Annotated in this window: 27 protein-coding genes; 3 read left to right on the forward strand and 24 right to left on the reverse strand. The window is 44.0% G+C overall.

The features are described 5' to 3' along the window. Positions 1-5: 5 nt before the first annotated feature. From rplV to BMW45_RS27700, 9 genes are all read right to left on the reverse strand, one after another. A complete protein-coding gene (gene rplV / locus BMW45_RS02990) occupies positions 6-392 on the reverse strand; it encodes a 50S ribosomal protein L22 (RefSeq protein WP_092240466.1) in 387 nt (128 codons plus the stop codon). Between the two features lie 70 nt (positions 393-462). Continuing rightward, on the reverse strand, positions 463-744 hold the full coding sequence (rpsS, locus tag BMW45_RS02995; RefSeq protein WP_013274336.1) for a 30S ribosomal protein S19: 282 nt from the start codon (positions 742-744) through the stop codon (positions 463-465). A gap of 19 nt (positions 745-763) precedes the next feature. Beyond that, a complete protein-coding gene (rplB, locus tag BMW45_RS03000) occupies positions 764-1612 on the reverse strand; it encodes a 50S ribosomal protein L2 (protein ID WP_038281355.1) in 849 nt (282 codons plus the stop codon). A gap of 168 nt (positions 1613-1780) precedes the next feature. Further along, on the reverse strand, positions 1781-2080 hold the full coding sequence (gene rplW / locus BMW45_RS03005) for a 50S ribosomal protein L23 (RefSeq protein ID WP_025231327.1): 300 nt from the start codon (positions 2078-2080) through the stop codon (positions 1781-1783). After that, positions 2080-2700: a 50S ribosomal protein L4 gene (gene rplD / locus BMW45_RS03010; RefSeq protein ID WP_092240467.1), complete on the reverse strand. Its 621-nt coding sequence runs from the start codon at positions 2698-2700 to the stop codon at positions 2080-2082. The genes rplW and rplD overlap by 1 nt, the downstream gene beginning before the upstream one ends. A 29-nt stretch (positions 2701-2729) precedes the next feature. Then, the gene (gene rplC, locus BMW45_RS03015; RefSeq protein WP_092240468.1) at positions 2730-3365 is read right to left on the reverse strand and encodes a 50S ribosomal protein L3; all 636 of its coding nucleotides are present in this window, start codon (positions 3363-3365) and stop codon (positions 2730-2732) included. A gap of 190 nt (positions 3366-3555) precedes the next feature. After that, positions 3556-3873 (reverse strand): 30S ribosomal protein S10, encoded by a 318-nt coding sequence (rpsJ, locus tag BMW45_RS03020; RefSeq protein WP_013274341.1) that lies wholly within the window; start codon positions 3871-3873, stop codon positions 3556-3558. A gap of 326 nt (positions 3874-4199) precedes the next feature. After that, on the reverse strand, positions 4200-5552 hold the full coding sequence (locus tag BMW45_RS03025; protein ID WP_092240469.1) for a PspC-like choline-binding domain-containing protein: 1353 nt from the start codon (positions 5550-5552) through the stop codon (positions 4200-4202). A gap of 266 nt (positions 5553-5818) precedes the next feature. Next, positions 5819-5989, reverse strand: a complete 171-nt coding sequence (locus tag BMW45_RS27700; RefSeq protein ID WP_166433266.1) for a hypothetical protein — start codon at positions 5987-5989, stop codon at positions 5819-5821. A gap of 258 nt (positions 5990-6247) precedes the next feature. Here BMW45_RS27700 and BMW45_RS03030 point away from each other — a divergent pair, with 258 nt between their 5' ends. Next, positions 6248-7108 (forward strand): class I SAM-dependent methyltransferase, encoded by an 861-nt coding sequence (locus tag BMW45_RS03030; RefSeq protein ID WP_025231323.1) that lies wholly within the window; start codon positions 6248-6250, stop codon positions 7106-7108. A 6-nt stretch (positions 7109-7114) separates the two neighbouring features. Here the strand turns inward: BMW45_RS03030 and BMW45_RS03035 are convergent, their stop codons facing one another. Further along, positions 7115-8152 (reverse strand): acyltransferase family protein, encoded by a 1038-nt coding sequence (locus BMW45_RS03035; RefSeq protein WP_092240470.1) that lies wholly within the window; start codon positions 8150-8152, stop codon positions 7115-7117. Between the two features lie 256 nt (positions 8153-8408). Between BMW45_RS03035 and BMW45_RS03040 the strand changes: the two genes are divergently transcribed. Beyond that, complete coding sequence (locus BMW45_RS03040) at positions 8409-8876, forward strand: hypothetical protein (RefSeq protein ID WP_092240471.1); 468 nt, start codon at positions 8409-8411, stop codon at positions 8874-8876. A 295-nt stretch (positions 8877-9171) separates the two neighbouring features. After that, a complete protein-coding gene (locus BMW45_RS03045) occupies positions 9172-10473 on the forward strand; it encodes a S8 family peptidase (RefSeq protein ID WP_092240472.1) in 1302 nt (433 codons plus the stop codon). Positions 10474-10605: 132 nt separating this feature from the next. On the opposite strand, the gene BMW45_RS03050 is transcribed toward BMW45_RS03045, so the two are convergent. From BMW45_RS03050 to BMW45_RS03115, 14 genes are all read right to left on the reverse strand, one after another. Continuing rightward, positions 10606-11655 (reverse strand): MupG family TIM beta-alpha barrel fold protein, encoded by a 1050-nt coding sequence (locus BMW45_RS03050; RefSeq protein WP_092240473.1) that lies wholly within the window; start codon positions 11653-11655, stop codon positions 10606-10608. Further along, positions 11656-13086, reverse strand: coding sequence for a PTS transporter subunit EIIC (locus BMW45_RS03055; RefSeq protein WP_092240474.1), 1431 nt, complete (start codon positions 13084-13086; stop codon positions 11656-11658). A 58-nt stretch (positions 13087-13144) separates the two neighbouring features. Continuing rightward, positions 13145-14038, reverse strand: coding sequence for an N-acetylmuramic acid 6-phosphate etherase (gene murQ, locus BMW45_RS03060; RefSeq protein ID WP_092240475.1), 894 nt, complete (start codon positions 14036-14038; stop codon positions 13145-13147). After that, on the reverse strand, positions 14031-14888 hold the full coding sequence (locus tag BMW45_RS03065) for a MurR/RpiR family transcriptional regulator (RefSeq protein WP_025231316.1): 858 nt from the start codon (positions 14886-14888) through the stop codon (positions 14031-14033). The genes murQ and BMW45_RS03065 overlap by 8 nt, the downstream gene beginning before the upstream one ends. 230 nt (positions 14889-15118) lie before the next feature. Continuing rightward, positions 15119-16792: a DUF5722 domain-containing protein gene (locus tag BMW45_RS03070; RefSeq protein ID WP_025231315.1), complete on the reverse strand. Its 1674-nt coding sequence runs from the start codon at positions 16790-16792 to the stop codon at positions 15119-15121. A gap of 224 nt (positions 16793-17016) precedes the next feature. Then, positions 17017-18843 carry an LTA synthase family protein gene (locus BMW45_RS03075; protein WP_092240476.1) on the reverse strand — a complete coding sequence of 609 codons (1827 nt, stop codon included), beginning with the start codon at positions 18841-18843 and terminating at the stop codon, positions 17017-17019. 210 nt (positions 18844-19053) lie between these two features. Next, entirely contained in the window at positions 19054-19455 is a 402-nt protein-coding gene (locus tag BMW45_RS03080; protein WP_092240477.1) for an HIT family protein, read from the reverse strand. A 154-nt stretch (positions 19456-19609) separates the two neighbouring features. After that, a complete protein-coding gene (locus BMW45_RS03085) occupies positions 19610-20074 on the reverse strand; it encodes a cytidine deaminase (RefSeq protein ID WP_092240478.1) in 465 nt (154 codons plus the stop codon). 56 nt (positions 20075-20130) lie between these two features. Further along, positions 20131-20838: a purine-nucleoside phosphorylase gene (gene deoD / locus BMW45_RS03090; RefSeq protein WP_092240479.1), complete on the reverse strand. Its 708-nt coding sequence runs from the start codon at positions 20836-20838 to the stop codon at positions 20131-20133. Between the two features lie 16 nt (positions 20839-20854). Then, on the reverse strand, positions 20855-21631 hold the full coding sequence (gene udp, locus BMW45_RS03095) for a uridine phosphorylase (protein ID WP_092240480.1): 777 nt from the start codon (positions 21629-21631) through the stop codon (positions 20855-20857). Between the two features lie 17 nt (positions 21632-21648). Then, a complete protein-coding gene (locus tag BMW45_RS03100; RefSeq protein WP_025231309.1) occupies positions 21649-22368 on the reverse strand; it encodes a Crp/Fnr family transcriptional regulator in 720 nt (239 codons plus the stop codon). A gap of 86 nt (positions 22369-22454) precedes the next feature. Further along, positions 22455-23372, reverse strand: coding sequence for an ABC transporter permease (locus BMW45_RS03105; protein WP_092240481.1), 918 nt, complete (start codon positions 23370-23372; stop codon positions 22455-22457). Continuing rightward, on the reverse strand, positions 23365-24489 hold the full coding sequence (locus BMW45_RS03110; RefSeq protein ID WP_025231307.1) for an ABC transporter permease: 1125 nt from the start codon (positions 24487-24489) through the stop codon (positions 23365-23367). The genes BMW45_RS03105 and BMW45_RS03110 overlap by 8 nt, the downstream gene beginning before the upstream one ends. Then, entirely contained in the window at positions 24482-26017 is a 1536-nt protein-coding gene (locus tag BMW45_RS03115) for an ABC transporter ATP-binding protein (RefSeq protein ID WP_092240482.1), read from the reverse strand. Before BMW45_RS03115 ends, BMW45_RS03110 begins: the two co-directional genes overlap by 8 nt. Positions 26018-26024 lie beyond the last annotated feature (7 nt).

Below are 26024 nucleotides of genomic sequence, written 5' to 3' on the forward strand. Positions count from 1 at the left end.
CCTCCTTATCTTTCATTAAGCACGACGGTGATGTGGCTCATTCTCTTCTCGATCCTGTAAGCGCGGCCCTGTGCTCTCGGTTTTACTCTTTTCATTGTCGGTCCCTTGTTTGCAAAACATTCCTCTACATAAAGTTTTGCAGGGTCCATACCGTTGTTATTCTCAGCGTTAGCAAGTGCTGATTTTAATAACTTCTCTATTAAAGAAGAAGCATATCTGGGATTGTAAGTCACAATACCAAGTGCTGTCATAACATCTTTGCCTCTGATGGCATCTAATACGAAGCATGCTTTCTGAACAGAAACCCTAGCATAGGATAACTTTGCTGATGGTCTGGTGTCCTTCACGGCATTTCTTTCTCTTTTAATCTGGCTTCTATGTCCCTTAGCCATTGGTGAATCCTCCTTTCAACTTAAACGCCCCTGGGAATCCGGAAGAATGCCCGGAGGAGTTTGTTTCTATCTACTTACGGCCTGATTTTTTCTCGTCCTTACCATGTCCTCTGTAGGTTCTTGTGGCAACGAATTCACCCAGTTTATGTCCAACCATATCTTCTGTAACATATACCGGAACGTGCTTTCTGCCATCGTGAACTGCAATTGTATGTCCAACCATCTGCGGGAAGATTGTAGAACGGCGAGACCAGGTCTTAATTACCTGTTTCTGTCCTGCTGCGTTCATAACATCTACTTTTTTCAGTAAATGAGCATCTGCAAATGGTCCTTTTTTAAGTGAGCGAGCCATAGATTCTAACCTCCTTTAATTATTTAACGGTCTTTCCATCTCTACTTCTAACGATCAGTCTGTTAGACTGTTTGTTTTTCTTTCTGGTCTTTAAGCCAAGTGCCGGTTTGCCCCATGGTGTACTTGGACCTGGGCGTCCGATACCGGTCTTGCCTTCACCACCGCCGTGAGGATGGTCATTCGGGTTCATAACAGAACCACGTACAGTGGGTCTGAAGCCCATGTGACGTTTTCTACCAGCTTTACCGATATTGATTAAGTTGTGATCTCCGTTGCCTACAACGCCGATGGTTGCTCTGCAGTTGATCGGAACCATTCTCATCTCACCGGAAGGTAAACGAAGAGTAGCATATTTGCCTTCTTTTGCCATTAACTGAGCAGAGTTTCCTGCGGAACGAACTAACTGTCCGCCTTTTCCTGGATAAAGCTCAATGTTATGAACCTGAGTACCAACCGGAATCTGGCTTAATGGTAAGCAGTTGCCGACTTTAGCTTCTGCCATCGCTCCGCTCATAACCTTCATGCCGTCTGTTAAACCAGCCGGAGCAAGGATATAAGCCTTTGTACCGTCTTCGTAGCAGATCAGCGCGATGTTGGAAGTTCTGTTTGGATCGTACTCGATACCGATAACAGTTGCTGCAATGCCGTCTTTGCTGTTTCTCTTAAAATCAATGATTCTATATTTTCTCTTAACGCCGCCTCCGCGATGTCTTACCGTGATCTTACCCTGGTTATTACGGCCGGCTGTTTTATTGATTGTTTTGCTGATTAAGGACTTCTCAGGAGTTGACTTTGTGACTTCGCTGAAATCAGAACCAGTCATGTGTCTTCTGGAAGGGGTATATGGGTTATACTTTTTAATTCCCATTATATTTCTCCTTTCTTCTTAATTGTCCAAACTCTTTGGACATAAAGGTATGCCAGTGCTTCAACGCCGCCTGGCGTATCTTAATTATCGTGATATAATGTTCATCACATAGGAAACTGAAAACCGTTTACGCCGGGTTTGAATAAATTCTCACCAAGCGTCCCGATCTTACAGTCCTTCGAAGATTTCGATGTCTTTGCTGTCAGCTGTCAGTTGAACGATAGCTTTCTTTGTCTTAGAGGTCTTTCCAAAAGTCGTTCCTCTTCTTTTAGTCTTTCCATCTAAGTTCATGGTGTTCACGCTGGCAACCTTTGCACCTGGGAACATCTTTTCAACAGCTTCTTTGATCATAGCCTTATTAGCATCTGTGTGCACAATAAATGTGTACTTCTTGGACGCCATAGCGTTCATGCTCTTCTCAGTTACTACAGGCTTCTGGATTACGTCGTAATACTTAATATCTGCCATTATGCGTACACCTCCTCGATTGCTGCAACAGCAGTCTTGGTAGCAACAACTGTGTTGTACTTTAAGATATCGTATACGTTGATGGTGTTAGCAGAAGCAGTCTTAACAGCAGCGATGTTTCTTGCGCTCATTACTGCGTTAGCACTGTCGTCGCCAACAACTACAAGAGCTTTGGATACCTTTAAGTTATTTAAAACAGTCTGGAATTTCTTTGTCTTGATCTCATCAAACTTTAAGTCGTCAACAACAATGAACTTATTTTCATTCACTCTGCTGGTCAGAGCGGACTTAAGAGCAAGTCTTCTTTCCTTCTTGTTAAGTTTAATTGTATAGTCTCTTGGTGTAGGAGCAAATACAACTCCACCGCCTGTCCACTGAGGAGATCTTGTTGAACCCTGTCTTGCATGACCGGTTCCTTTCTGCTTCCACGGTTTTCTTCCGCCGCCAGATACTTCTGCACGTGTCTTTGCTTTCTGTGTGCCCTGGCGCTTATTTGCAAGCTGGCTTACGACTGCCATGTGAACGAGATGCTCATTTACATCTACACCGAACACTGCATCGTTTAACTCTACTGTGCCAACTTCTTTACCTTCCATATTGTAAACAGATACGTTTGCCATCTGTGTGATCCTCCTTTCTGATAAAAGCATTAGTTAGATGCTTTTACTGTTTCCTTGATTGTTACTAAAGACTTCTTAGGTCCTGGTATAGCACCCTTAACTAAAATCAGGTTGTTTTCTGCATCAACCTTAACGATTTCAAGATTCTGGATTGTTACCTTCTTGTTACCCATCTGGCCAGGCATCTTTTTGCCCTTGAATACCTTGCTAGGGTCAGAAGCTGCACCGTTGGAACCAGCATGGCGGTGGAACTTGGAACCATGAGCCATAGGTCCTCTGGACTGTCCGTGTCTCTTAATAGCACCCTGGAAACCTTTACCTTTGGAGATTGCGGTTGCATCGATCTTGTCGCCTGCAGCGAAGATCTCAGCTTTGATTTCATCTTTTACAGAATACTGGTCAGCATTCTCAAGCTTAAACTCTCTTACGTATCTCTTGTAAGATACACCGGCCTTATCAAAATGGCCCTTAATTGGCTTGCTGACAAGCTTTTCTCTCTTATCAACGTAACCAACCTGTACTGCACTGTAACCATCGTTCTCAATAGTCTTAACCTGTGTTACTACACAAGGTCCTGCCTGAAGAACTGTTACCGGAGTTAAGACTCCGTTCTCATTGAAGATCTGTGTCATTCCGACTTTGGTAGCTAAAATACCCTTCTTCATGTTTTTACCTCCTGTTTGTTAATTCTACAGCGGATTGCTTTCGCAATCATCCTAGAACAGTCCAATATACATGGAACACTATGACTCCGCCTGGCGGAGATGTTGATTCCTTACAGGAAAAAGTGTTGCTTCTATATTAAAACCCTTCAGGACATGCATGGAACAATTTCCATAATGGTTCTGATGAAGATTATTTATTCTTCATCTTGATATCGATGTACACACCTGCCGGCATTTCCAGTCTGGACAATGCATCAACAGTCTTCTGGCTGGGTGTAATGATATCAATGAGTCTCTTATGCGTTCTCTGCTCGAACTGCTCTCTGGAATCTTTGTACTTATGAACCGCTCTTAAGATGGTTACCACTTCCTTCTTGGTTGGTAACGGCACCGGTCCACTCACTTTTGATCCTGTCTTTTTTACAGTGTCGATGATTTTGCCCGCAGACTGATCGACCAACTGATGATCATACGCTTTTAATGTGATTCTCATTACTTGACTTGCCATAAAAAAAGTCGCCTCCTTTTCGCACTTAGTAGAAGTACGACAAGCGGTGACTGTACACGTTCCCGTGTGTGTCATTAAAGACCCCACACTGACTTCCCATTTAAATAAACAGGATTTTAAATTGTACAGTGACTTGTCGCCAGTTTCCTAACTTGACATTCGCTCCACGGAAAACCTGCTTATATAAGCAGCAACCTCACGCTTCACAGCTATCATGCCACAGCCTTTGTATAATAACATATTTTTTTTTACATTGCAAGCATTTTTTTCAAAAAAATGGCGCAAAATCTGATTTTCCAGGTTTTGCGCCTTTGGTCACTCTTTTCTTAATTCCAGGCCGGTTCTGTAGGGGTTCTGCCTTCTCCGCTTGGATCGTCATCATTCACCTTTAATAAATTTCCATTGCTTCCAGTCTTGTATCTTGTACCATCAGAGTTCTTTACCGTCGTATTTTTGGATACCTTGCCGGAAGTGTTCACCACATAGGTTGTTTTGGTGCTTCCTGTAGGAATGGCAATGGCTTCATACTTCGTTCCTTCATCCGCACATTGAAGCTTTCCCATATAATAAAGGTAACTGTCCTTAACTCCGGTATAACCACGGCCACTGTCACTGAAGTAATAGGTAGCTTCGTCGCCATCTCCTTCAATCACCTTTATCCTGCCCTTCTGCATGGTGCTGGTCTTCTTATCTCCAAAATAGAATGCCGTATATTCCGATGTACTTCCAATCATCACCTTCTGTAGCCCATATACAGGATTGCCCAGGTTATTAAACAGATAGGTCTTGTCATTAATTTTAGTTATATTCTGAGTGGTGGCATCTCCATCCTTCGGACCGGTCTTTGGAATTCCTGAACTTGAGAAATAAAACCATTCTACACTCTCTTCATAGCCAGATAAATCCTGTGGCGGTTCCACAGAATACCAGCCCACTCTCAGCTTGCCATTGCTGTCATAATATTTATAGTTCTGGATGTCGTACTCCGCGTTATCAACTCCAACGTTCTTCCATCCGGTCTGAAGCGCTCCATCTGAGTCAAAGCAGTAAGCGACACCGTCAATCTTATAGGTCGCGTAATCTCCGGAAATGTTCTTTGGAACATACTTTTTACCGTTGTCGTTAAAATAGTACCAGAACTTTCCGTCATCATTATCCCCCGGAGTAACACGGTCCCCGTCGTTATTGCTGTTTGGTGAGAAAAGCTTCTGCCAGCCGGTACGCATGGCTCCGTCCGTTCCGCAATAATACATGTCATCAAGGACCCAGCCGGTCTGCATCTCACCATTAGGATCAAAATAATACCATTTGTTATTGATCTTGGACCAGTTATCCATAATGGCCTTTCCGCTGCTGCCGAAATAATACCACTTGTACTGGGAACTACTTGAATCCTGAAACTTCATCCATTTATCCGTAACCAGAATTCCGTTGGAGTCCATATAATAAGTATTTTCCACCCAGGTATTAACGGACATATCGCCATTGGTGTTTAAATAACGCCAAAGGTTGTCCGCTCCCTTTTTCCAGGTGTTCGTCACCTTATTTCCGCTTGTATCATAATAAACCCAGGTGCTTCCAGACTGAGCCCAACCTTCTGCGGCATAAGACTCTACAGACACGGCACCAACCGTCAGCATGGCGGTAACAGCCAGCATGATGAGACCTTTTCTTTTCATATCTTCACTCCTTACAAGGATTTCCTTTTTTGCTATAATTTATTTTAACAATTAATCGCAGATTATTCAACTGTTTTAATCTTTCAATTCTATTACGAAATTATTTCCCTTGTCTTTTCTGGGTCTTTATCTAAAAATACATTGCTATAAATATAACAAAATGAGATTAACTATTATATCATTTCGAATGAAAAATAGGCAGACAAACAGGACTGAATCCTGTTAATACAGAATTCAGTCCCAATAAATTCCTTAAGTTTAAAGATTCAGCCATTCTTTTTAAAACCAATTGCAGCGATTGTTACAGCCCCAGTTACCGCAGCATCTATTGCAACGGTTGCAGCAGCCCCGATTGCAGCAACCCTGATTACAGCCATTCGTCCAGCCCCAGTTACAGCCGTTGTTACAGCCCCTATTACATCGATTGCAGCATCCATTATTCCAGCCGCATCCGCAGGCAGAAAAGCCTATATTAAAACAACACATAAATTTGCACCTCATTCTATTAATTTATACTATATTATATAGGACAAAAGACAAGGTGTGAATATGGGCTCTTTTCCATCAATTCTCCCGTACTTGACGCTCCCGGCTCTATCCAGTATAATCAAGGAAGTTCAAATTTGTCTTTGGCTATTGAACGGATTATTTGAGAAAACTACTATTAACTATTTATGGAAAGGGCGGCACCAATTATGTGGATTGCAGACGGCTGGAAAGATTATGAAGTGATAGACTGTTCAGAAGGAGAAAAACTTGAACGCTGGGGAAATTATCTCCTTGTACGTCCTGACCCACAGGTTATCTGGTCCACTCCCAAGACGGAAAAAGGCTGGAAAAGGATGAACGGCCACTATCATCGCAGCGCCAAGGGCGGCGGTGAGTGGGAATTTTTTGACCTTCCGGAACAATGGACAATCAGTTATAAGGATTTAACCTTTCAATTAAAGCCCTTCAGCTTTAAACATACAGGACTCTTTCCGGAACAGGCGGCAAACTGGGATTGGTTCAGTGAAAAAATAAAACAGGCCGGACGGCCTGTAAAAGTGCTTAACTTATTTGCCTATACCGGAGGTGCTACCCTGGCAGCCGCAAAAGCCGGGGCTTCTGTCACTCATGTAGATGCATCCAAGGGTATGGTCGGCTGGGCCAAGGAAAACGCCCACTCTTCCAATCTGGATTCCGCCTCCATCCGCTGGATCGTGGATGACTGCGTAAAATTCGTTGAAAGAGAGATCAGAAGGGGAAACCATTACGATGCAATCATTATGGATCCTCCTTCCTATGGAAGAGGGCCAAAGGGGGAAATCTGGAAAATAGAGGACGCCATTTATCCTTTGGTGAAGCTTTGCGCTCAGCTTCTGTCTGATCAGCCTCTGTTCTTCCTAATCAATTCCTATACCACTGGACTGGCTCCTTCTGTACTTTCCTATATGATGTCTACCGAAATTGGCGTAAAATTCGGAGGTACCGTAAAGTCAGAAGAAGTGGGTCTGCCTGTAACCCGGACCGGACTGGTTCTTCCCTGCGGTGCTTCAGGCAGATGGTGGGCTTAAATATGTTCATCGCCCTCCGTTGAGCAGATTCCACAAAACCGGAAGGTAACGGCGCAGAAAGAGACCGGCCCAGTAACTGAATATCACACATAAAACCGGCATAAACAGGAAAATTCCAAGTGGCAGTGGCGGAAAAGCAGGGAGCAGCAATGCTCCCGTTTTATTTATCAGCCGTACCATGGCGAAATGGACGGCATATAAAAAGAAATTCTGTTTCATCCAATCTTTTGTGTTCTCCAAATGCTGCTCTGGAACCAGAAACCATAAACCCACCGGAATAAATAGCCGGTAGATTACAGTAGTAGCAGCAACCTCTCCCTTAATGCTTCCTGGAAGATCCAGGTCCTTTATGAGAAGCCCTGCAGCTACAATAATAAGACCTGCCAGAAAGCGTCTCCTGTTCCAGGACTTTTCGGCGATCGTTCTTCCTAAAACTGCAGCAAAAGCGCCAAAGCTGTAATAAAACAGGGCATCCAGATTGAGAAGAGGCAAAGAAGCACCGATGTAAATTGCAGCAAGCGTTACGGTCAGAAGCAAAACACCCGTAAGCCACTGCCTGACAAAGAGATAAATTACCGGCGCCAGAACAATCAAAATAATGAGCTGGTTCAAATACCAGAACACATAATTATAGGTATAATAAAGGACCGCATCTGCTGCAACCGTAAAGTGAAAGGGGATTTTTCCCTTTCCAATAATATCAGAAGCCACTGGAAGCCGGCTTCCTATAACATACCCAAGGTAATATAAAAGATTCCATACGATATAGGGAACCAACACACTTCTGATCCTGGAATTCCATTTGATCCAAAGGCGGTCCATGGTAAAATTCCGGAAGAAAAGATAAGAGGATATGAGAAAAAATCCAGGAACGGCGATCTGAGCCACCTGATCACCAAAAAATCGCTCCAGAGCATCAACTTCATAAGCAGTCCTAGTGTTGCCCAGAAAAAGGACTGCATTGTAGGAATGGACCCATATGACCAAAACGCTGAAAAAGAATGTAAACCAGGTTATCTTATTACGGAATCTCCTTTCTTCCATAGGGCCCTCCTTTCTGCGCCTTTACCATCGGAGGCAAAAACGGATATATAGAATTATATTATCATTTGATGTCCAAAATGGCAACTGCTGCTAAAAAGTACCTGCTGATTCCCTGACTGCCTTCAGACTAATTTCAGTAAATAGTGCTATTCTTTTCTTATAAAATTATTTTTATTCATATAACAAAAGGCATCCAACTAAGGGGGTTAGGTAATTACCAAATGCCTGTTATATAATTACAAAGGAGGAAACAATCATGGGAATCTCAGGAATTTCAAATCCTTCATCCTATGAAGAATGGCAGCTCCTTCAAGACCAGAAGGAAAAAGCACAAGCAGCCTCTGCAAAAAGTGGAGCAGCAGAAGCCGCACAGATCGAAGCAATCGGAAATGAAGTCAATGGGCTGATCCAGGAAACCCGTTCCGTAAGCTCAGATCGTATGGATACCATTGAAATCAGCAGCGAAGGCAGAGCCTTCCAGGAAAACCAGGCAGTTTCTGAAAACATACCTGCTCCTTTCGCAAAGCCTGTTTCCGAGGTGAAAGAAACAGAAAACGGTAACAGCAACAATGATCTCACGACTCTGACCGAGGAAGAAATCCAGAAGCTGGTAGATAATGGAACCATCACACAGGCCGAAGCCAATGCAGAACTAGCCAGAAGAGAAGAAAGTAGACCCGAAGAGGCAGAGATGGAAAAAAAATCACAGGAATTAGTTGAATAGCAGCAGATCATGCCCGGTTCCCACCGGGCATTTCTTATATATAAATGTAAAATTTTTCATATTTTATTATCTTATAGCGTAGAGTTTATGATATAATGCTTTAGCGAAGTATCAAATAGGGTGTGGACAAACTTTTGCTGCTCTTGATGGAATTATTCAAATGTATCATGATAAAAAACAGGATATGAAGTGTTAAATGAAAATGTATTAAAGTGCAGGACTAGCCAGTGAGCCCGCACTTTGATATAATAGGAACAATTTCAATGATTGTTCCATATATAAGGAGATAGAAACTATGAAAAAAATAACTCGTGCTGCCTGTCTGATCTTAACCCTCCTTCTTGCAGGCCTGCCCCTTTTTAGCGGCCCGGCTCCCGGAAATGGTACTGAAACGACCTTGACAAGCGCACTTATGGCACAGTCTTCAGACAGTGGACAAGCACTGCAGACTATGGCCCTCGGACCTGGTCTTATTAACTTATCCCCCGCGGATGAATTTTCCACTTATCAGTGGGGGTTAAAAAATGACGGGGAATTCCGCCTTATAGAGTTAAAATCCAAATTTAAATCCATTGATAATATTTACGATGGACGGAAATCAAAAGACGGTACGGCAAAGCCCGGTCCCGGAGACTATGAATCTACAGTGATCGGTGCTGTCACCGGAATCGATATTAATGTACAGCCAGCATGGAAGCTTTACGATCAGGCTGAGAATAAGCGCTCTGTCATTGTCGCCATCATCGATACCGGCATTGATATCAATCACCTGGAGCTTAAAAATGCCATATGGACCAATCCCGGCGAGATTGACGGGGATGGAATCGATAACGACGGCAACGGATATGTGGATGATATTCACGGCTGGAATTTTTACTCCGGTAATAACCAGGTCTTTACCGGCAGCGAGGACAGCCATGGTACCCATGCGGCAGGAACCATCAGCGCCGCCCGGGGAGCCTACGGCATAGCCGGAATCACGGACAATAACTACGTAAAGATCATGCCTTTAAAGGCCCTGGGAGGCGAAGACGGGCTGGGATCCCCGGAAGCGGTGATCCAGGCGATCCATTACGCCGAAGCACACGGTGCTTCCATCTGCAACTTAAGCATGGGCACCACTGCCTACAGCGAAGAGCTGGCTCAGACCATGAAAAATTCCAGCATGCTGTTTGTGGTATCCTGCGGTAACGGCGGAATCTCCGGACTTGGATACGATACAGATATCTACCCTGTTTATCCTGCTTCCCTGCCATATGACAACATAATCTCCGTGGCAAACCTTTTGTTTGACGGAACCTTAAGCAAGGATTCTAACTACGGCGCAACGAGCGTTGATATAGCCGCCCCCGGCAGCTACATATTAAGCACTGTTCCAGGTAATGCCTATGGTTTTATGAGCGGTACTTCCATGGCAGCTCCCATGGTAACAGGTGTGGCTGCTATGCTCTATTCCTACAGGCAGGACATTTCCCTGTCAGATGTAAAAACTATCCTTTTAAATTCCAGCAGGAAACTGGATACCCTTACAGGGAAGATGGTAAGCGGAGGTCTTCTAGATGCCTACGAAGCCCTAACCTGGAATCATACACGATAGCAATGAGCAGTGCGGACTTATACTACAATATAACAAAACGTTGATTTCTACATTCGCAAATAATAATTCTTCCATAAAAAAAGTCTGTAACCCCGGTCTTACCAAAGGTTACAGACTTTTTTAACAGAAGAATTATATCAGTTTCACTCCAAGCCCTTTCTGAATATATGGCAAATATTTCATACAAGAGTCATGTACCTGCCCAATAATATTTACCCTATCCTCTCCAGGCAGATCAACTCTGGCAATTTCAAGTTCTCCCATATACCGTAAATAATTTTCATTGGAAATGCTGATACTTCCCTGCTTCCTTACTTGTGAATGATTCTCATGATCAGGCTTAATTTCCTGCTTATACTGCCTTGATTCCTGGGAACGAATAACGTATTCGCTGGAATCCGGCCTGTCATGATGAATGATATCTCTTACAAATTCATAGGGAGAAAGTATGTCTGCCTTAAGTTCCACATAATCCTGGCTTAAGCATTGGATATCCTTCCAGTCCCTTTCTTCTACATCCACATCGCCGATTAACACCACATCGCAGGAACCATCATAGAAGAGTTCCAGCATGTTCAAAAGTACCTGGTCTTTCCTCCCCCGGTGCTCTTCCACCGTTGGAAGACCTTCAAACAAGGGGCCTCTCAATTCCAGATTCCCAGGCACAAAAGCCATGGTAGTAAAGCCAAGATATTGAAGCCTCAGATTCATTTCCTTTGTTTGTTTCAGTGACAGGGCTGTGAACTGCTTGGGATAAAAGTTATGGCATGCAGTAAATCTGGTAAAATCAGCCCCATACTTTTTCCATTCCATTAGTTCCTCCTCCATAATGGTGGAGGCATTAAATACCACATAAAAATCCTTGGAAATCTCTACCGTCTCTTTTGCATCAAAACCATAATCAAGGCGAACATGGGTGATTCCCAGCTCCTTAAGCTCTGCTATGCTGTCTGTTTCAAACTTTTCCAGGGTTTCCGGGCCCACATCCACAATGAGATTTAACCCGCCTTCCCTGCACATGCTCAGAAGTTTAAGTACATCAGAACGGTAATCGATTCCAGTTTCCTCTGGAATGTGGAGTGAAGTAAACGCATACTTCACTCCGCTCTTTATCGCTTTCTTTATTAAGCGTTCATTCTTTTCCATTCCACTTGAAAAATAGATTGAAATTCCTGTATTCATTTATTCTCCATATACCTCATTGATTCTGTCCTCATCTACCCCGAAGAAATAGGTTACCAGGAATCCTCCTGCATAAGCAATGAGCATTGCAATTATGTAACCAATCTGCTGTCCGGGCTGGACAATCAATAAACCAAACAAACCGGATACACCCTGAGAAACGGTACCGATGTGCATAAGAGCTGCAACAGCTCCTCCGAATCCGGCACCGATGCAGGCGGTGATAAAGGATCTGCCAAGAGGCAGGGTCACAGCATACATCATAGGCTCTCCGATTCCAAGAATACCTACTGGTATGGAATCACGGATATATCTTTTTAATTTTGCGTTCTTTGTCTTTACATACAGTGCAATACCGGCGCCTACCTGTCCGCCGCCAGCCATCATAAGGATTGGAAGAAGGTAGTTGATTCCCTTTGTTGCACCATCTGGGTCATTTAGCAGGGCATGGATCGGGGTCAATGCCTGATGTAAGCCTACTGCTACCAGAGGAAGGAAGCCTGCCGATAAAATATATCCTCCTACAACGCCCATCTTTTCATATACAAAGCTTAAAAGAGCAAAGATCACCTTTGTTAAGCCTGCGCCCAAAGGCTGAATAACCAGCAGGGCAACAATGCCGCCAACAATAAGTACTAAAAGAGGACTTACAAATGTATCAATTAAGTCAGGCATACGCTTTCTGATATTCTTTTCTAGAAAAGCAAAGAATGCGCCTGCGATCAGAGCTGCCAAAAGGCCGCCGGAAGCCGGATTAAAAGCTGTATTAGTAATAGGAAGAAGAATCTGAGCATCCTTTACCGTTGCAAGGAGAGGCATACCCGGGTTGGAAATTGACATGGCACCTGCAATCGCACCAAGTACTCCTGAACCGCCGAACTCCTTTGCAGCATTGTATCCAACCAGGATAGGCAGGTAAGCAAACAGTGCCCAGCCCATGGTCCGGATGCATTGATACCACCATACTCCTAAAAGTGATCCGCCGGTAGAAACATTAATAACATTACAGATACCATTGATCAAACCTGCTGCAATAATGCCTGGAAGCAGCGCTACGAAAATATTGGAGATCTTCTTTAAAAATCTCTGTACCGGTTTATCATATTTTGCCTTTTGAAGCGCTTTGTTTTCCTTTGCAACTTTATTAATGTCCTGATCCGGTCCATTCTCAGCCTGGCCTTTTGCAAGCCCTGTAAGCTTATAAAATTCGTCCAATACCTTATTTACTTTCCCCGGTCCAAATACAATCTGGAGCGTGTCACTCTCAACAACCCCAAGAACTCCCTCTACCTTTTTCACGCCTTCAATATCAGCCTTTGATGTATCCCTTAAGCCGACACGAAGCCTTGTCATGCAGGCAGCATTGGAAGTTATGTTCGCTTTTCCCCCAAGCAGCGTTAATAATTGTTCACTGATTTGCTTGTAATTCACGATAATCCTCCTTTGAAAATATAATTAAGTTATTAAAAAACTTTAAAACTCCTTTCTTTTATTTCAAAGCCTTGCGGATCTTCCCTCCGGCTTGTGATAACTTTTGTCTTGCATCCTCTGGATCACAGTCCAGCAATATCATTGTAATAGCAGTTTTAACATGTCCTTCTGCCTGTTTTAATACCGTTTCGGCTTCTTCTCTGGTACAGCCTGTTGCTGTCATCACAATATTCTGTGATCTTACTACCAGCTTTTCGTTGCTCTGCTTTACATCAACCATAAGATTTTCGTAGGCTTTCCCGATTCCAACCATGCTTCCTGTTGAAATCATATTGAGGATCATCTTTTGTGCTGTTCCTGCCTTTAATCTGGTTGATCCGGTCAATACCTCAGGTCCTGTCACCGGTTCAATGGCCAGCTTTGCTTTTTTTCCTACATCAGATCCTTTATTACATGCAATGGCTACGGTATGGCAGCCTGTTTTATTTGCAAAATCAAGGCCGTAGATTACATAAGGTGTTCGGCCGGACGCCGCCAGTCCGATTACAATATCCTTTGAGGTAAGACCAATCTCCTTTAACTCTGCCTCACATAAGGTCTCACTATCCTCGGCTCCTTCTACTGCCTCTACAAACGCTTTATCTCCGCCTGCGATCAGGCCTACTACCAGTTCCCTGGGAACGCCGAAGGTGGGCGGACATTCTACCGCATCCAGTACTCCAAGACGACCGGATGTTCCTGCGCCAATATATATGATACGGCCTCCTGCTTTCAGGCTGTCTGTTGCCCATTCGATTGCTGTGGCAATCTGTGGGAGCACTTCCTCCACGGCTTTTACGGCCTTTTCATCTTCCTGGTTCATGATAGCCGCAATTTGAAGCGGTGTCATTTCATCCAGGTTCATGGTATCCGGATTGCGGGACTCTGTTGTCAGCACTGACAAATCAATCATGCTCTGTACTTCCTTTCTTCTGTATATAATTTTTCGTAAATTTACTCATACACACATCATAATTTCTATTGACATAAGCAGTAAAAAAAATGTCTATTACATTTAATTGTGAAATTCGGGAAGACATGGCACCGCTTCGGTGTATCAGCTCTGTTGCCGCAACAGGAAGGACGAAATCAGCTTCAGAAGCCAGTTCCGATTCCACTGCCCTTGTTATAGCGATCACCTTTGCCCCATTTCCTTTTGCTTCCTTTACGCACTGAAGTATTTCTTCCGTAAGTCCTGAATAGCTGATGGCGATAGCAAGATCACCTTTTCTTAAATTTCTGGCAGCCAGTAACTGTGTATGCCAGTCGTCGCAGACATTGCATATCACATCAGCCCTAAGGAGCTTTAAGTACAAATCTCTTGCAGCCAGAAGGGAGGTTCCCAGTCCAAACAAGGTGACGGTTCTGCTATTTTCCAACAGCTTCACACATTCTGCTACTACCTTAGGTTCTATCAGCTTTTGAGTAGTTTCCAGGGATTCGATATTTTTCTTTGTAACCTTATAAATAATGTCCTCCATGGAATCTTCCCGTGTGATCTTCTGAAACGCAATGTCCCTGCTCTCCTGGAATAAAGCCACTTCATAAGCAAGGGTATTCTGAAAATCCTTATATCCTTTACAGCCCAGTTTCTTGCAAAGCCTTACGACCGTTGCCGGAGAGGTATAAGTTTCTTTGGCAATCTCTTTAATACTCTTTCGGAGGACTGATTCCGGATTTTTGTGCAGTCTTTTTATCAGCTCTTTTTCCGCTTCTCCGGCATCCTGAAGATAACTATCAATCCTTACAAGTAGACCTTTCATGCATTTCTTCTCCTTTCTTTAAAGCCAGAAGAAATTCTACAATTTTTTAACCTGATACCATTCTAGCTTTGTTGTATTATTTTTTCAAGATATTCGATGATTTATGAAACTTTTTTTCATACTATGATATTTTAAAAGGAATTTAACATACAAAGAACCGCCTTCAAAATTATTTTAAAGGCGGTTCTCATACTTAAAAAGTTAAATATTTATTGTTCTATTGTCGGTTTTTATTTCTCCAGAGATCTCCACCGGAAATTTGGAACGACATCAGACCATTTCTCAATTCCTATAATGGATTTGGCAAACTCCGTTGACTCCAGGGTGTATTTCTTTTTATCAATATCTCTGAATACCTGCCAGATCTTACGGCGCCTTGTGGCTACAATGTCGTCTCCCCGGTCCATGGAACATTCCCAAAGTCCGAAGGATAAACCGCTCCTCACTTCCAGAGGGGCATCCACCTGACGGCTTAAGATATAAGCATCAATATGAGGATTGCTGTCAACCATGTAATAGGAATACGCATAAGCGGCAGCCTGAATCTGAGCAACATTACCTCTTGTCTGGCTTGTTGCTGTAAATCCCTGTTCTGTCAGAATGATGTGACGCACCTGGCCGGTTGGGGATTTTAAAGAATCCTGAGCCATGTAATCCGTCAGAGTGGTAAGGTTCTTAAAGTTAATAACCGGAGAGTTAAAATCATTGGTGATTAATCCAGTCTGCTCATCATCCCAGAATTCCGGTTCTGTCATCGGACAGGGATATGGATGATAGGATAGTCCCCAATCCATCTGCCCCTGTTCATTGGCAATGGCATTAAAGGTATCTACAATCGCTCTTCCGCCATATTTCAGCTTGTTATCAATCTCATTGTTCCAGTTATAATCCAGGGAGTAATATACACGGTCATTGGCACTGGTACTCTTAATAGCTGTGTAGAAAATCCGGAAGGCATCCTGGTAAGCCTGGACGTAACTGTTAATATCCCTTTCCCCCAGATGATTCCACTGCTGGTTGTTGATCTCATTCCCAATGATCCAGTTTGATATCTTTCCATAGTTTGGATTGGAACCGCTGTACCTCTCTGCCAGGAAAGCAGCAATAGCTCTGGTCTGGTCCAGCCCTTCCTGGGTCGCCGGATTGAACATGTAGTAAAATGCATTGGCATTTTTCTTTGTTCCAGGATAGATCAGATTCGGTTCGGCGTCATTCCAGCCATTTAATATAATGGCGGTTACCGTCATCCCTTTCCCGGATAAAGCACTGATCGTCTCATCATAGCTTGTAATGGCATTCTTATCAAAATGATAGGTCTTTCCATCGTACTGGTAGTCAATTCCCTGGCCCAGGATCTGATGAAAAGAGATATTGGTGGCTACGTGCTTCACACCTAATTCAAAGGCATCCCCCAGCATATTAAGCTGAATGTTTAAGCCCTTCTTGGTAAGAGGATCATTAAATGGCTGGGTATTTGCCGCAACCATTTCAGGGTTTGTAATATAATGAGGTTTGCTGATTTCAATATACTTTGTTCCATCCCAGACAGCAATGACGAATTTGCTGTAAAGTCTGTCCTGGACCGTATTACGGTTCAATGGAAATGTAAAGGTAACTTTGTTTCCCGGCGCCGCGGAAGCCGCATAATCCGTCCTGCCGTCAAGATTTTTCTGGTAAGGCTGAAGCTCCACCAGGTAGAGGACACCATCCGTTCCTCCCATATTAGCATTGCTTTCTGCCTGAACCGTCACGCTGTTCTTATCAGAATTGACCAGACAGGACTGAATTGTTGCCTGTACACCGGCCGCGCCTACATCTGCCAGCGCAACAAAGGCAGAGGCACAGCATAAAAATGCAGCGGTAAAAAATCCAGTCATGACCCTGCCTATATTTATTTCCTTCATCTTCGCATCCCTCCATGTTGTCTTAATCAGGTTCCATACAATAATAACCAATTTCCCTGCTTTTTACAATAACGTTTTTATTACGTATTCGTAAAAAAACCGTAAGGACCGGGAGACTTCTTTAATAATGTTGCTTTTAAGCTAATTTAAAAAGGCGAATGCGGCATCTTCCTGCCACATCCGCCTTTTTTATTTTTTTTATTTTTTGGTAACAGTCACCAGGGCTAATTATCGGTTTCTAAGGAAAACATCTCCTTAAGCTTTTTCCCGTCAAAAATGTGGTTATATACCAGATACTCATAGTTCTTAATCAGTTCACTGTATGGATTCTCCGGATTATTTAAGGCCTCCCAGGAATAGTAGTTTCCCTCCTGATCTAAGCATCCAATAGGGTGTACTACAGGGAATGTCTCTTCCATCTTAAGGAGAAACTGCTGATAAGGTGTCATAGTGACCCCGGCTCTCTTTAACACCTCTGAGGAAAGATAAATGGCTCCCATTTCCCCTTTTTCCTCTGCCTGCGTCTCATAATTGGTCCAGATCAAAAACGGGGTCTGGTACCACATCATCCGGTCCTCATTCTTCACAAGGCTACTGGGAGTTCCTGAAATATCATCAAAGAATTCATCTTCCACACTTGGCTGATGATCCCCAAAAAGAACGATCATGGTAGGCTCCGAGCTTTGTTCAAAATAAGAGATCAAATATTCCAGTGCTTCATCTGACCTCTTCATAAGAGACAAGTACTGGTCAGCCTTTGGGTATTTTCCCTTAAGACTTCCGGTCAGCCATACATCCTGATCAAAATCATCAAACAGGGTGTCATAGCCTCCATGGTTCTGCATAGTCACATTAAAAAGAAACAGTTTTTCCTCCGGATTCTCCTTGGATTCCACCCTTTCTATCAGCTTCTCGTAATCTGCGTGGTCACTGATATAGTTTCTAAGCAGCTCACTGCCTTCATAATCTTCTATATCCAGAAATTCATCAAACCCCAAGTTCCGGTAGCACTCCTGACGGTTCCAATTCTCTTTTGGATACGGGTGCATGGCAACGGTATCATAACCCTGGGATTTTAATGTACTTACAAGGCTGTATGTATTGGGCTTAACATTAAACTGGTAGGCAATGCTGTTAGCCGGAAGCTGGGAGATCGAATCTCCTGTCAGAAATTCAAACTCAGAATTACTGGTCAAAGAACCAAACACAGGAACAGTAAGGCTTCCTTTCACCGTATTTTCCTTTAAGCTGTTTAAAAAAGGAAAGTACTCCTGGTTCGTTTTAAAATTTCCTCCTACTTTTAAGTCGGAAAAACTTTCATTCATAATGCATATGATATTGACCGGCGTTATCTTATCTTCGCTTTCCACGTCGACATCTCCGGCAGAAGCCAGAAGAACCTGATTGTCCGCTTTTACAGTATCATAAATCTGTTTTACCTTTGCAAAGCTGTAACCCTTTGGTTTTTTCTTCACTGCATAATTAAAAGAGACAGCCGTAGAAAGCACATATCCATATTCCTGATAGGTCTCATTGACTTCCCACATATTAATTTCCAGGCCTTTATACGGGATCAGGCATGAATAAAACCATAAAATAAAGCTTAGGACAACACCGGTACCTCCTCCGGCAAAGACCAGACGTTTGTTCCTGCCCTTTACCCTTATAGGAAACAGCAAGGCAAAGAGGCAGATTACCTGGACTCCCAGACAAGCAAGGTACATTTCCTTTGTGAAGACAAATTCATAATTTCCTGCCACACTCATAGCAGTCCGCAAAGCCAAAACATCCCATATCATAATAGGCCTTCCTCGAAAGCCTGTAACCAGGTATTCTGCTACGGAAACAATATAAAGAAAAACCGTTGTGAGCGGGATCCCTATCCTGGTGCTGCCGCTGACGGCAAACACTGCAAGATATATTAAGTAGATCCAGCCTATATTTAAAACAGCCATGGACAGGGGAATGGTCAGCAGATTGCCAGTCACATATTCAAATAGAATATAAGATGCGCAGGGAATCAAAAGCATAATGACAGTGGTTATAAACATCCCTGCGATTTTACACCACTTTTGTAGTCGTTCTCTTATCACTTAAAACATCCTCTTTTTCCATTTTTAGATTAATTAAATGGTACCACAAAGAAGCTTTGACAGCAATATACAATTTATGACATTCGTTCTATATTGTACCGTCTATCCTTGCGGGAAGCACTTTTTAACGTAATTATAACAGACCATAATACAGATGGGGGAACTTTATTATAATTTTAATAAATGATACATGTCATCGAGAGTACTTTCTCTTTCCTTCAGATCAGGCCACGCATGAATACCATCGTCGTTTTTTCTTGGAATTATATGAAAATGAAGATGAGGCACAGACTGCTCTGCATCCGTTCCGCTGGCATTTAACAAGTTCACTGCTGTATAGCTACAATGGTCAACATAGTGGTTTGAGATTCGTTTAACAGCGCTCATAACATGTCCAAGAGTTTCATCATCGCAGTCAAGAATATTAACTATATGGGTTTTCGGAATGACAATTGTATGTCCGTCGACTTCTTTTCCGATATCCAGAAACGCCAGCGTATGATCGTCCTCATATATTTTATAGCATGGCAGTTCCCCGTTAATTATTTGACAGAAAATACATCCTTTCATGATATTCCCCCAATTGTTTTTTATTACATGATTCTAACAAAAATGCTGCCAGTTATCAATTCATTTATTTTATAAATCATCCGGATAACAACAGTAAGAGCCAAACCCTTATTAATAAAGTGCTTAGCTCTCAGTTGTAAAGTGATTTTGTATTCTATAAATTTTTCGGCCCAAAGCCCATGGGCAGCAGTTCCTTTAAATAAAATATCTTATATTCTTCTCTTCCTGCCGCTAATATGATCTGAAATGTTTCCGGGTCGCAAAACTCCATCATTACCTGACGGCAGACTCCGCAAGGGGCTGTAAGCCCAGTAGGGATTCCCTCTTTTCCTCCAACAATACAGATTGCCTTAAATTCCTTTTCCCCTTGGCTGACCGCCTTAAAAAATGCCGTGCGTTCCGCGCAGTTGCTTGGAGTATAGGCTGCATTTTCGATGTTGCAGCCCTGATACAAAGTGCCGTCAGCTGATAAAAGCGCCGCTCCCACCTTAAATCCTGAATATGGAGTATACGCTTTTCCCATAGCCTCAAAAGCCTGATCAATCATTTCCTTTACAGGAAGCTCTGTTCCGGCCAAAGCTTCACCCTGACAAACACCTTTCATCGTTTCTTCTTTCATTTCCAACCTCCTGGCTACCACCCTTTCCAAAAACCGGAGCCATGTTTTTCTGTAATCTACAATTCCAGGGCGATTTCTATCATTTTTCCAAATCCAAGCTGCCTCTCCTCTGCGCTCAGTTTTTCCTCTCCAAATACAAGATCGGAAACCGTCAGCAAGCAGAGAGCCTTTTTACCGGCCGCAGCCGCATTCATATATAAAGCCGCTGTTTCCATCTCAACAGCCAGAACTCCCATATTGCGCCACTTGTCATTAACCCCGCTGTCAGCATTATAAAAAATATCGCTGGACAGCACATTGCCCACAACCGCTTTCGTCCCCAACTTTCCGGCCGCTTCTGCCGCTCTGGCCAGGAGCTCATAATCGGCAATAGGCGCAAAGGTACCCGGAAGTCCATACTGGTAAGCATAATTGGAATCCGTACAGGCTCCCATGGCGATCACTACATCCATAAGCTCTACCTTATCCTGCAGGGAACCGGCGGAACCGATGCGGATAATCTGGTCCACATCATAAAAATGGTACAGCTCATAGGAATAAATCCCCATGGACGGCATTCCCATTCCGCCTCCCATAACCGTAATTTCCTTCCCCTTATAGGTTCCGGTAAAACCAAGCATGTTCCGGACCGACGTTACCTGAACCGGATTTTCCAGATACGTTTCCGCAATATACTTTGCCCGTAAAGGATCCCCCGGCATCAAAACTGTTTTTGCTATTTCACCTTTTTTTGCCCCATTATGGGGAGTTGGTGTCATCTCCATTTGAACTCCTCCTCTTTTATGATTCATCCTGCTGTATCATGAGACGAATGGCTTCTACTGCCGTTCGTATGGCCCCATCCGTATCATGGACGATGGGATTTTCAAGACCAAGTCTTGCCCGTTCCTGGTTCGCTAATACAAGGAATATGGAACCGACCCTCACCTTAAGCGCACTGGCTGCAACAAACAGAGCCGCAGACTCCATCTCCGAAGCCTTGCACCCCAGCTTCATCCAGGCTTCCCATTTGTTTAACAATTCATAGGATACCGGCTTTGTTTCCGGAGAGTGCTGCCCATAAAAGGAATCCTTACATTGGACAACTCCTACATGATAGGACTTATTCAGGGCCTTTGCAGCAGCAGCCAATGCACCTGTTACATTAAAATCCGGGACTGCCGGAAACTCAATGGGGGCGTACTCCCGGCTGGTTCCTTCCATGCGGATGGCTCCGTTCGCAATGACTAAATCCCCGCTTTTTACCTCCACATCCATTCCGCCGCAGGTACCCACGCGGATGAAGGTGTCTGCACCGGACATCACCAGTTCCTCCAGGGCAATAGCCGCAGATGGTCCGCCGATTCCAGTAGATGTAACGCTGACTAACTTACCGTCTAACGTACCGGTATAGGTCACGTACTCCCTGCTGTCCGCGATCAGTCTGGGATTGTCAAAATACTTCGCAATAAGGGCACAGCGCTTGGGATCACCTGGCAGAATAACATATCTGCCCACGTCCCCTTTCCCAACCTGGATGTGATACTGCTTTCCTTCTGTTTCTGAATAATTTGTCATACTTAATCCACCCTTCTTTATATCTCATTCTCATCAATCTTTTCTGCAACCACCGCCTTAATCCGCCGGTACTGCTCTTCATCGATAATAATGGTCCTTCCTTCCCGGGAAATATACCCTTTCTCCTCCATTTGGCTGACACACCGGTTCACGGTCTTTATGCAAAGACCGGTGCTGTTTGATAAATCTTTTCTTGCAAGCTGTATGCGGCAGGTCCCCCGATGGGATGATTTCCGGTAAATCTCCATAAAGAGCAGGAACAGCCTGTCACTTCCCTGTAAAAACAAAAACAGACGTTCCTTTCTGACCTGCTCTAAAAGATAGACGCCCATGGCCTTAACCTGTTCTAAAACCGCATGGATATCCGAAAGCATCCAGCGGCTGAACTGATCCTTGGATACACAGAGGAACCGGCAGTCTGTTTCTGTCACCAGAGTCGTCCGGTAAAGCTCAAAGCCCATAAGAAATTCCATAGCTCCAAACACCTCCACCGGATAGAATCTGGTATAGTCGTAGGCGATTTCCTGAACCCGGTAATCCGTAGCTTTAACAACACCTTCTACCAGAATATAAATGGTATCCACGGTTTCATTTTCGTGAATAAAGGTGGTGCCCTTTTTTAGGTTTACTATCTTAAAGGCTTCCAGGAGCCATTTAGGCGCATTGGCCAGATAATTATTTAAGTATTCCCGCGGCTCACTGTGAAGTTCATTGATTAAAGACATAGCATCGTTCACGATCTTGCTCCTTTTCGTTTCTTTCTCTTTGATTTCATCATATCATATTTATGATCCGCCGGGAATCATTACTTGCATCTAAGCACTTACCTCGCATCCTTTTCGTATGGCTGCCCGCTGGCTTTCGGCGCAGAGGATTTTCCCACAAACAGGATCAGGATCACGATAGTAATGAGATACGGAAGCATTGCCAGAATGGACGAAGGAACCGCAAATCTTCCCCCTCCCAGAGTAACGGTAAGGGCCTGGGCTGCTCCGAATAACAGACAGGCACCATAAGCCCCGTGAGGAGTCCATTTTCCAAAAATAACAGCTGCCAGTGCAATAAATCCCTGTCCGCTGATCGCGGTAGGCGTAAACTGAGGGATAATGGCCAGGGTCATGGACGCACCGCCCAGTCCTGCTAAAATGCCGGAAACCAGCACACAGATATACCTGATTTTATAAACGTTAAGTCCCATGGTATCCGCTGCTGCCGGATGCTCTCCTACTGCCCGGATATGAAGCCCCCACTTTGTTTTATAAAGAAAGAACCAGATAAACACAGCCAGTACAAACGCGATGACAACGGTTACATCCACATTTAAATTCTGAAAAGCCTTTGAGTTTAAGCTCCCAAACACCTTTGGAATCTTATGAGGTACCGGGAGCGACATGGTAGCACCGTCAAAAAGCAGGCGGCAGACAAACAGAGCCACACCGGGACCGATCAAATTGATGGCAATACCGGATATCGTCTGGTCCGCCTTGCATGTAATCGACGCAAAGGCATGGAGAAGGGCAATAACGCCTCCTGCCAGACCGGCTGCAAAAAATCCTACCCAGGCACTTCCTGAATAGTAACCCACAGTAGCCCCTGTAACTGCTCCGATGGTCATCATTCCTTCGATGCCGATATTGGTAACGCCGGACCGCTCCGACACCACTCCCCCTAATGCTGCAAATACCAAAGGAGTGGAATACATAAGTGTAATGCCTACAAATAGCATCAGACTGTTAAGCATGTTTCTTACCTCCCTTCGAAAAACGGTCCACCAGCGGCGGAATGATACGGGTCAGCGCCACAAAAAATACGATGACACCAATAACGATGTTGATAATTTCTGATGGAGCTCCCACCTCGTACTGCAAAGACTGGCCGCCATAGATCAAACCGCCAAACAGCAGTCCTGCAAAAATACAGCCGATTGGTGAACTGGCCGCAATCAGACAAACGGATAATCCGTTAAAGCCCGTGTTTTCAAAGGCTGCTAATGTAGCAATGCCATGAGGAGAATTCCCGGTGATATAAAGAGACGCAGCCAGCCCGCAGATAGCCCCGGAAATAAGCATGGAGTGCAGGATGTTTCTGTTTACATAAATTCCGGAAAATTCTGCTGCGCTCTTATTAAAACCTACTGCTCTCAGTTCAAATCCCTTAGCCGTTTTATATAGAAGGAACCAGATAAAAACAGCCAGAATGACTGCTATAATAATTCCAACGTTTACATCTGTTTTCAAAACGGTGCTGCGAAGAAATTCATTCTGTGCAAGTGCCGCCTTTCCCGCCTCCGTGGTCTTGTAATTTCCCAGAATCATCGTGTAGCCGGAACGGTTGATCGGGTACGTTCCAATGGTATCCGGCTTATGGAACCGGTTTAAGGAGCATACATAATTGGAGAAATAAAGTGCAATCCAGTTCAGCATAATACTGGTAAGAACCTCATGGATGCCGAACCTCGCCTTTAAGAAACCAGCAATCCCGCCATACACTGCCCCAGCTGCCACGCCAGCAAGGACAACGAGAGGAATCTGGATCACCGGAGGAAAATCAAACAGAATGCCGACTATGGTAGATGCCACACATCCCATTATAAACTGTCCTTCGGCTCCAATGTTAAAAAGTCCGGTCTTAAACGCAAATGCAACGCCGATTCCCGTGAGAATGATAGGCGTACTTTTAATGATTACATTGGAAATGTGTTTCGGACTGGAAAAGACTCCGTCAAACAAGACGGTTAGTGAATGAACCGGCGGATATCCCGCCGCCGCGAGTATGATCCCCGCTACGATAAATCCGAAGAAAACAGCGATCAAAGTCATTGTTAATGGTTTTTTTAAAATCTTTATCGCTTTATCCATGGTTCTTTCCTCCTGCCATTAACAAACCGATCGTATTTTCATCTACGGTTCCCTGTTGAAACGTATCTTGAATTTTTCCGTCGTAAATGACCGCTATGGTATCGGAAACATTCATGACCTCGTCCAGCTCAAAAGAGATCAAAAGCACCGCTTTTCCTTTATCCCTTTCACGGATAAGAGTCTTATGCACGGTTTCAATGGCTCCTACGTCAAGTCCTCTGGTCGGCTGTACCGCAATCAGTATATCCGGATTCATGGCGACTTCACGTCCGATAATAACCTTCTGCTGGTTTCCACCGGAAAGTTCCCCCACTCTTCTGGAACCGCAGTCATCCGGCCGGACATCATATGCTTCGATGAGGGTTTGGGTAAACTCTTCCATTTTCTTTTTATTTAAGATCCCTTTTCTGGAAAATGGCTCTTTGCGGCAACGCTCCAATACCGCGTTCTCATTTACAGTGAAGTCAAGGACAAGACCCCTTTTCTGCCGGTCCTCAGGGATGATGCTGACACCGCTGTCTATGACCGTCCTTGGGTTTGTGTTAATGATCGGTTTCCCGCAGACCGTTATGCTTCCCTTTTCTGCAGGTACCAGGCTGCTGATCGCTTCCACCAGTTCCTTCTGCCCGTTTCCGTCAATACCGGCGATCCCCACGATTTCTCCTTTGCGGACTGTTAAGTTTAAACCCTTTACTGCTTCAAGCTTTCTCTCGTTTTTCACAACAAGGTCTTTGATTTCCAATACCGTTTCTCCCGGCTTTGCAGGAGTCTTATCCACCACCAGCTTTACTTCATGGCCCACCATAAGCGCAGCCAGTTCTTGTCCGGAAACATTATCTACCGGAACCGTATCAATGTATTCGCCGCGGCGGATGATGGTACAGGTATCGGAAGATGCCTTTATTTCCTTTAATTTATGAGTGATGATGATGATTGCCTTTCCGTCATCTACCAGATTGTGCATAATGGAGAGAAGATCTTCAATTTCCTGAGGGGTCAGAACAGCGGTAGGCTCATCAAGGATTAACAGTTCTGCTCCCCGGTACAACGCCTTTAATATTTCCACCCTCTGCTGCATACCAACAGAAATATCGCATATTCTGGCATCCGGGTCTACTTCCAGCCCATATTTTTCCACGATATCTAAAATCTGTTTCCTGGCCTTCTTCATATCTACAATACCTGCGCGGGAGGTAGTTTCATTTCCTAAAATAATATTCTGTGTGACCGTGAAATCCTCCACCAGCATAAAATGCTGATGAACCATACCGATGCCGTTTGCTATGGCCACATTAGGATTTTTTATGTCCACCTTTTTCCCATTGATAAAGATTTCTCCCTCATCGGCCTGATACAATCCGTACAGTACATTCATCAGCGTCGACTTCCCCGCACCGTTTTCACCCAGAAGAGAATGAATGCTGCCCTTCTTAACATCCAGACTCATATCCTTCAAAGCGTAAAATGCCCCGAACCGTTTTGTGATTCCATGCATCTGGACCGCATAATCGCTGTTTCCCGTGACCATGTCAATA

The organism is Lacrimispora sphenoides, from assembly GCF_900105215.1.
GTDB lineage: Bacteria > Bacillota > Clostridia > Lachnospirales > Lachnospiraceae > Lacrimispora > Lacrimispora sphenoides_A.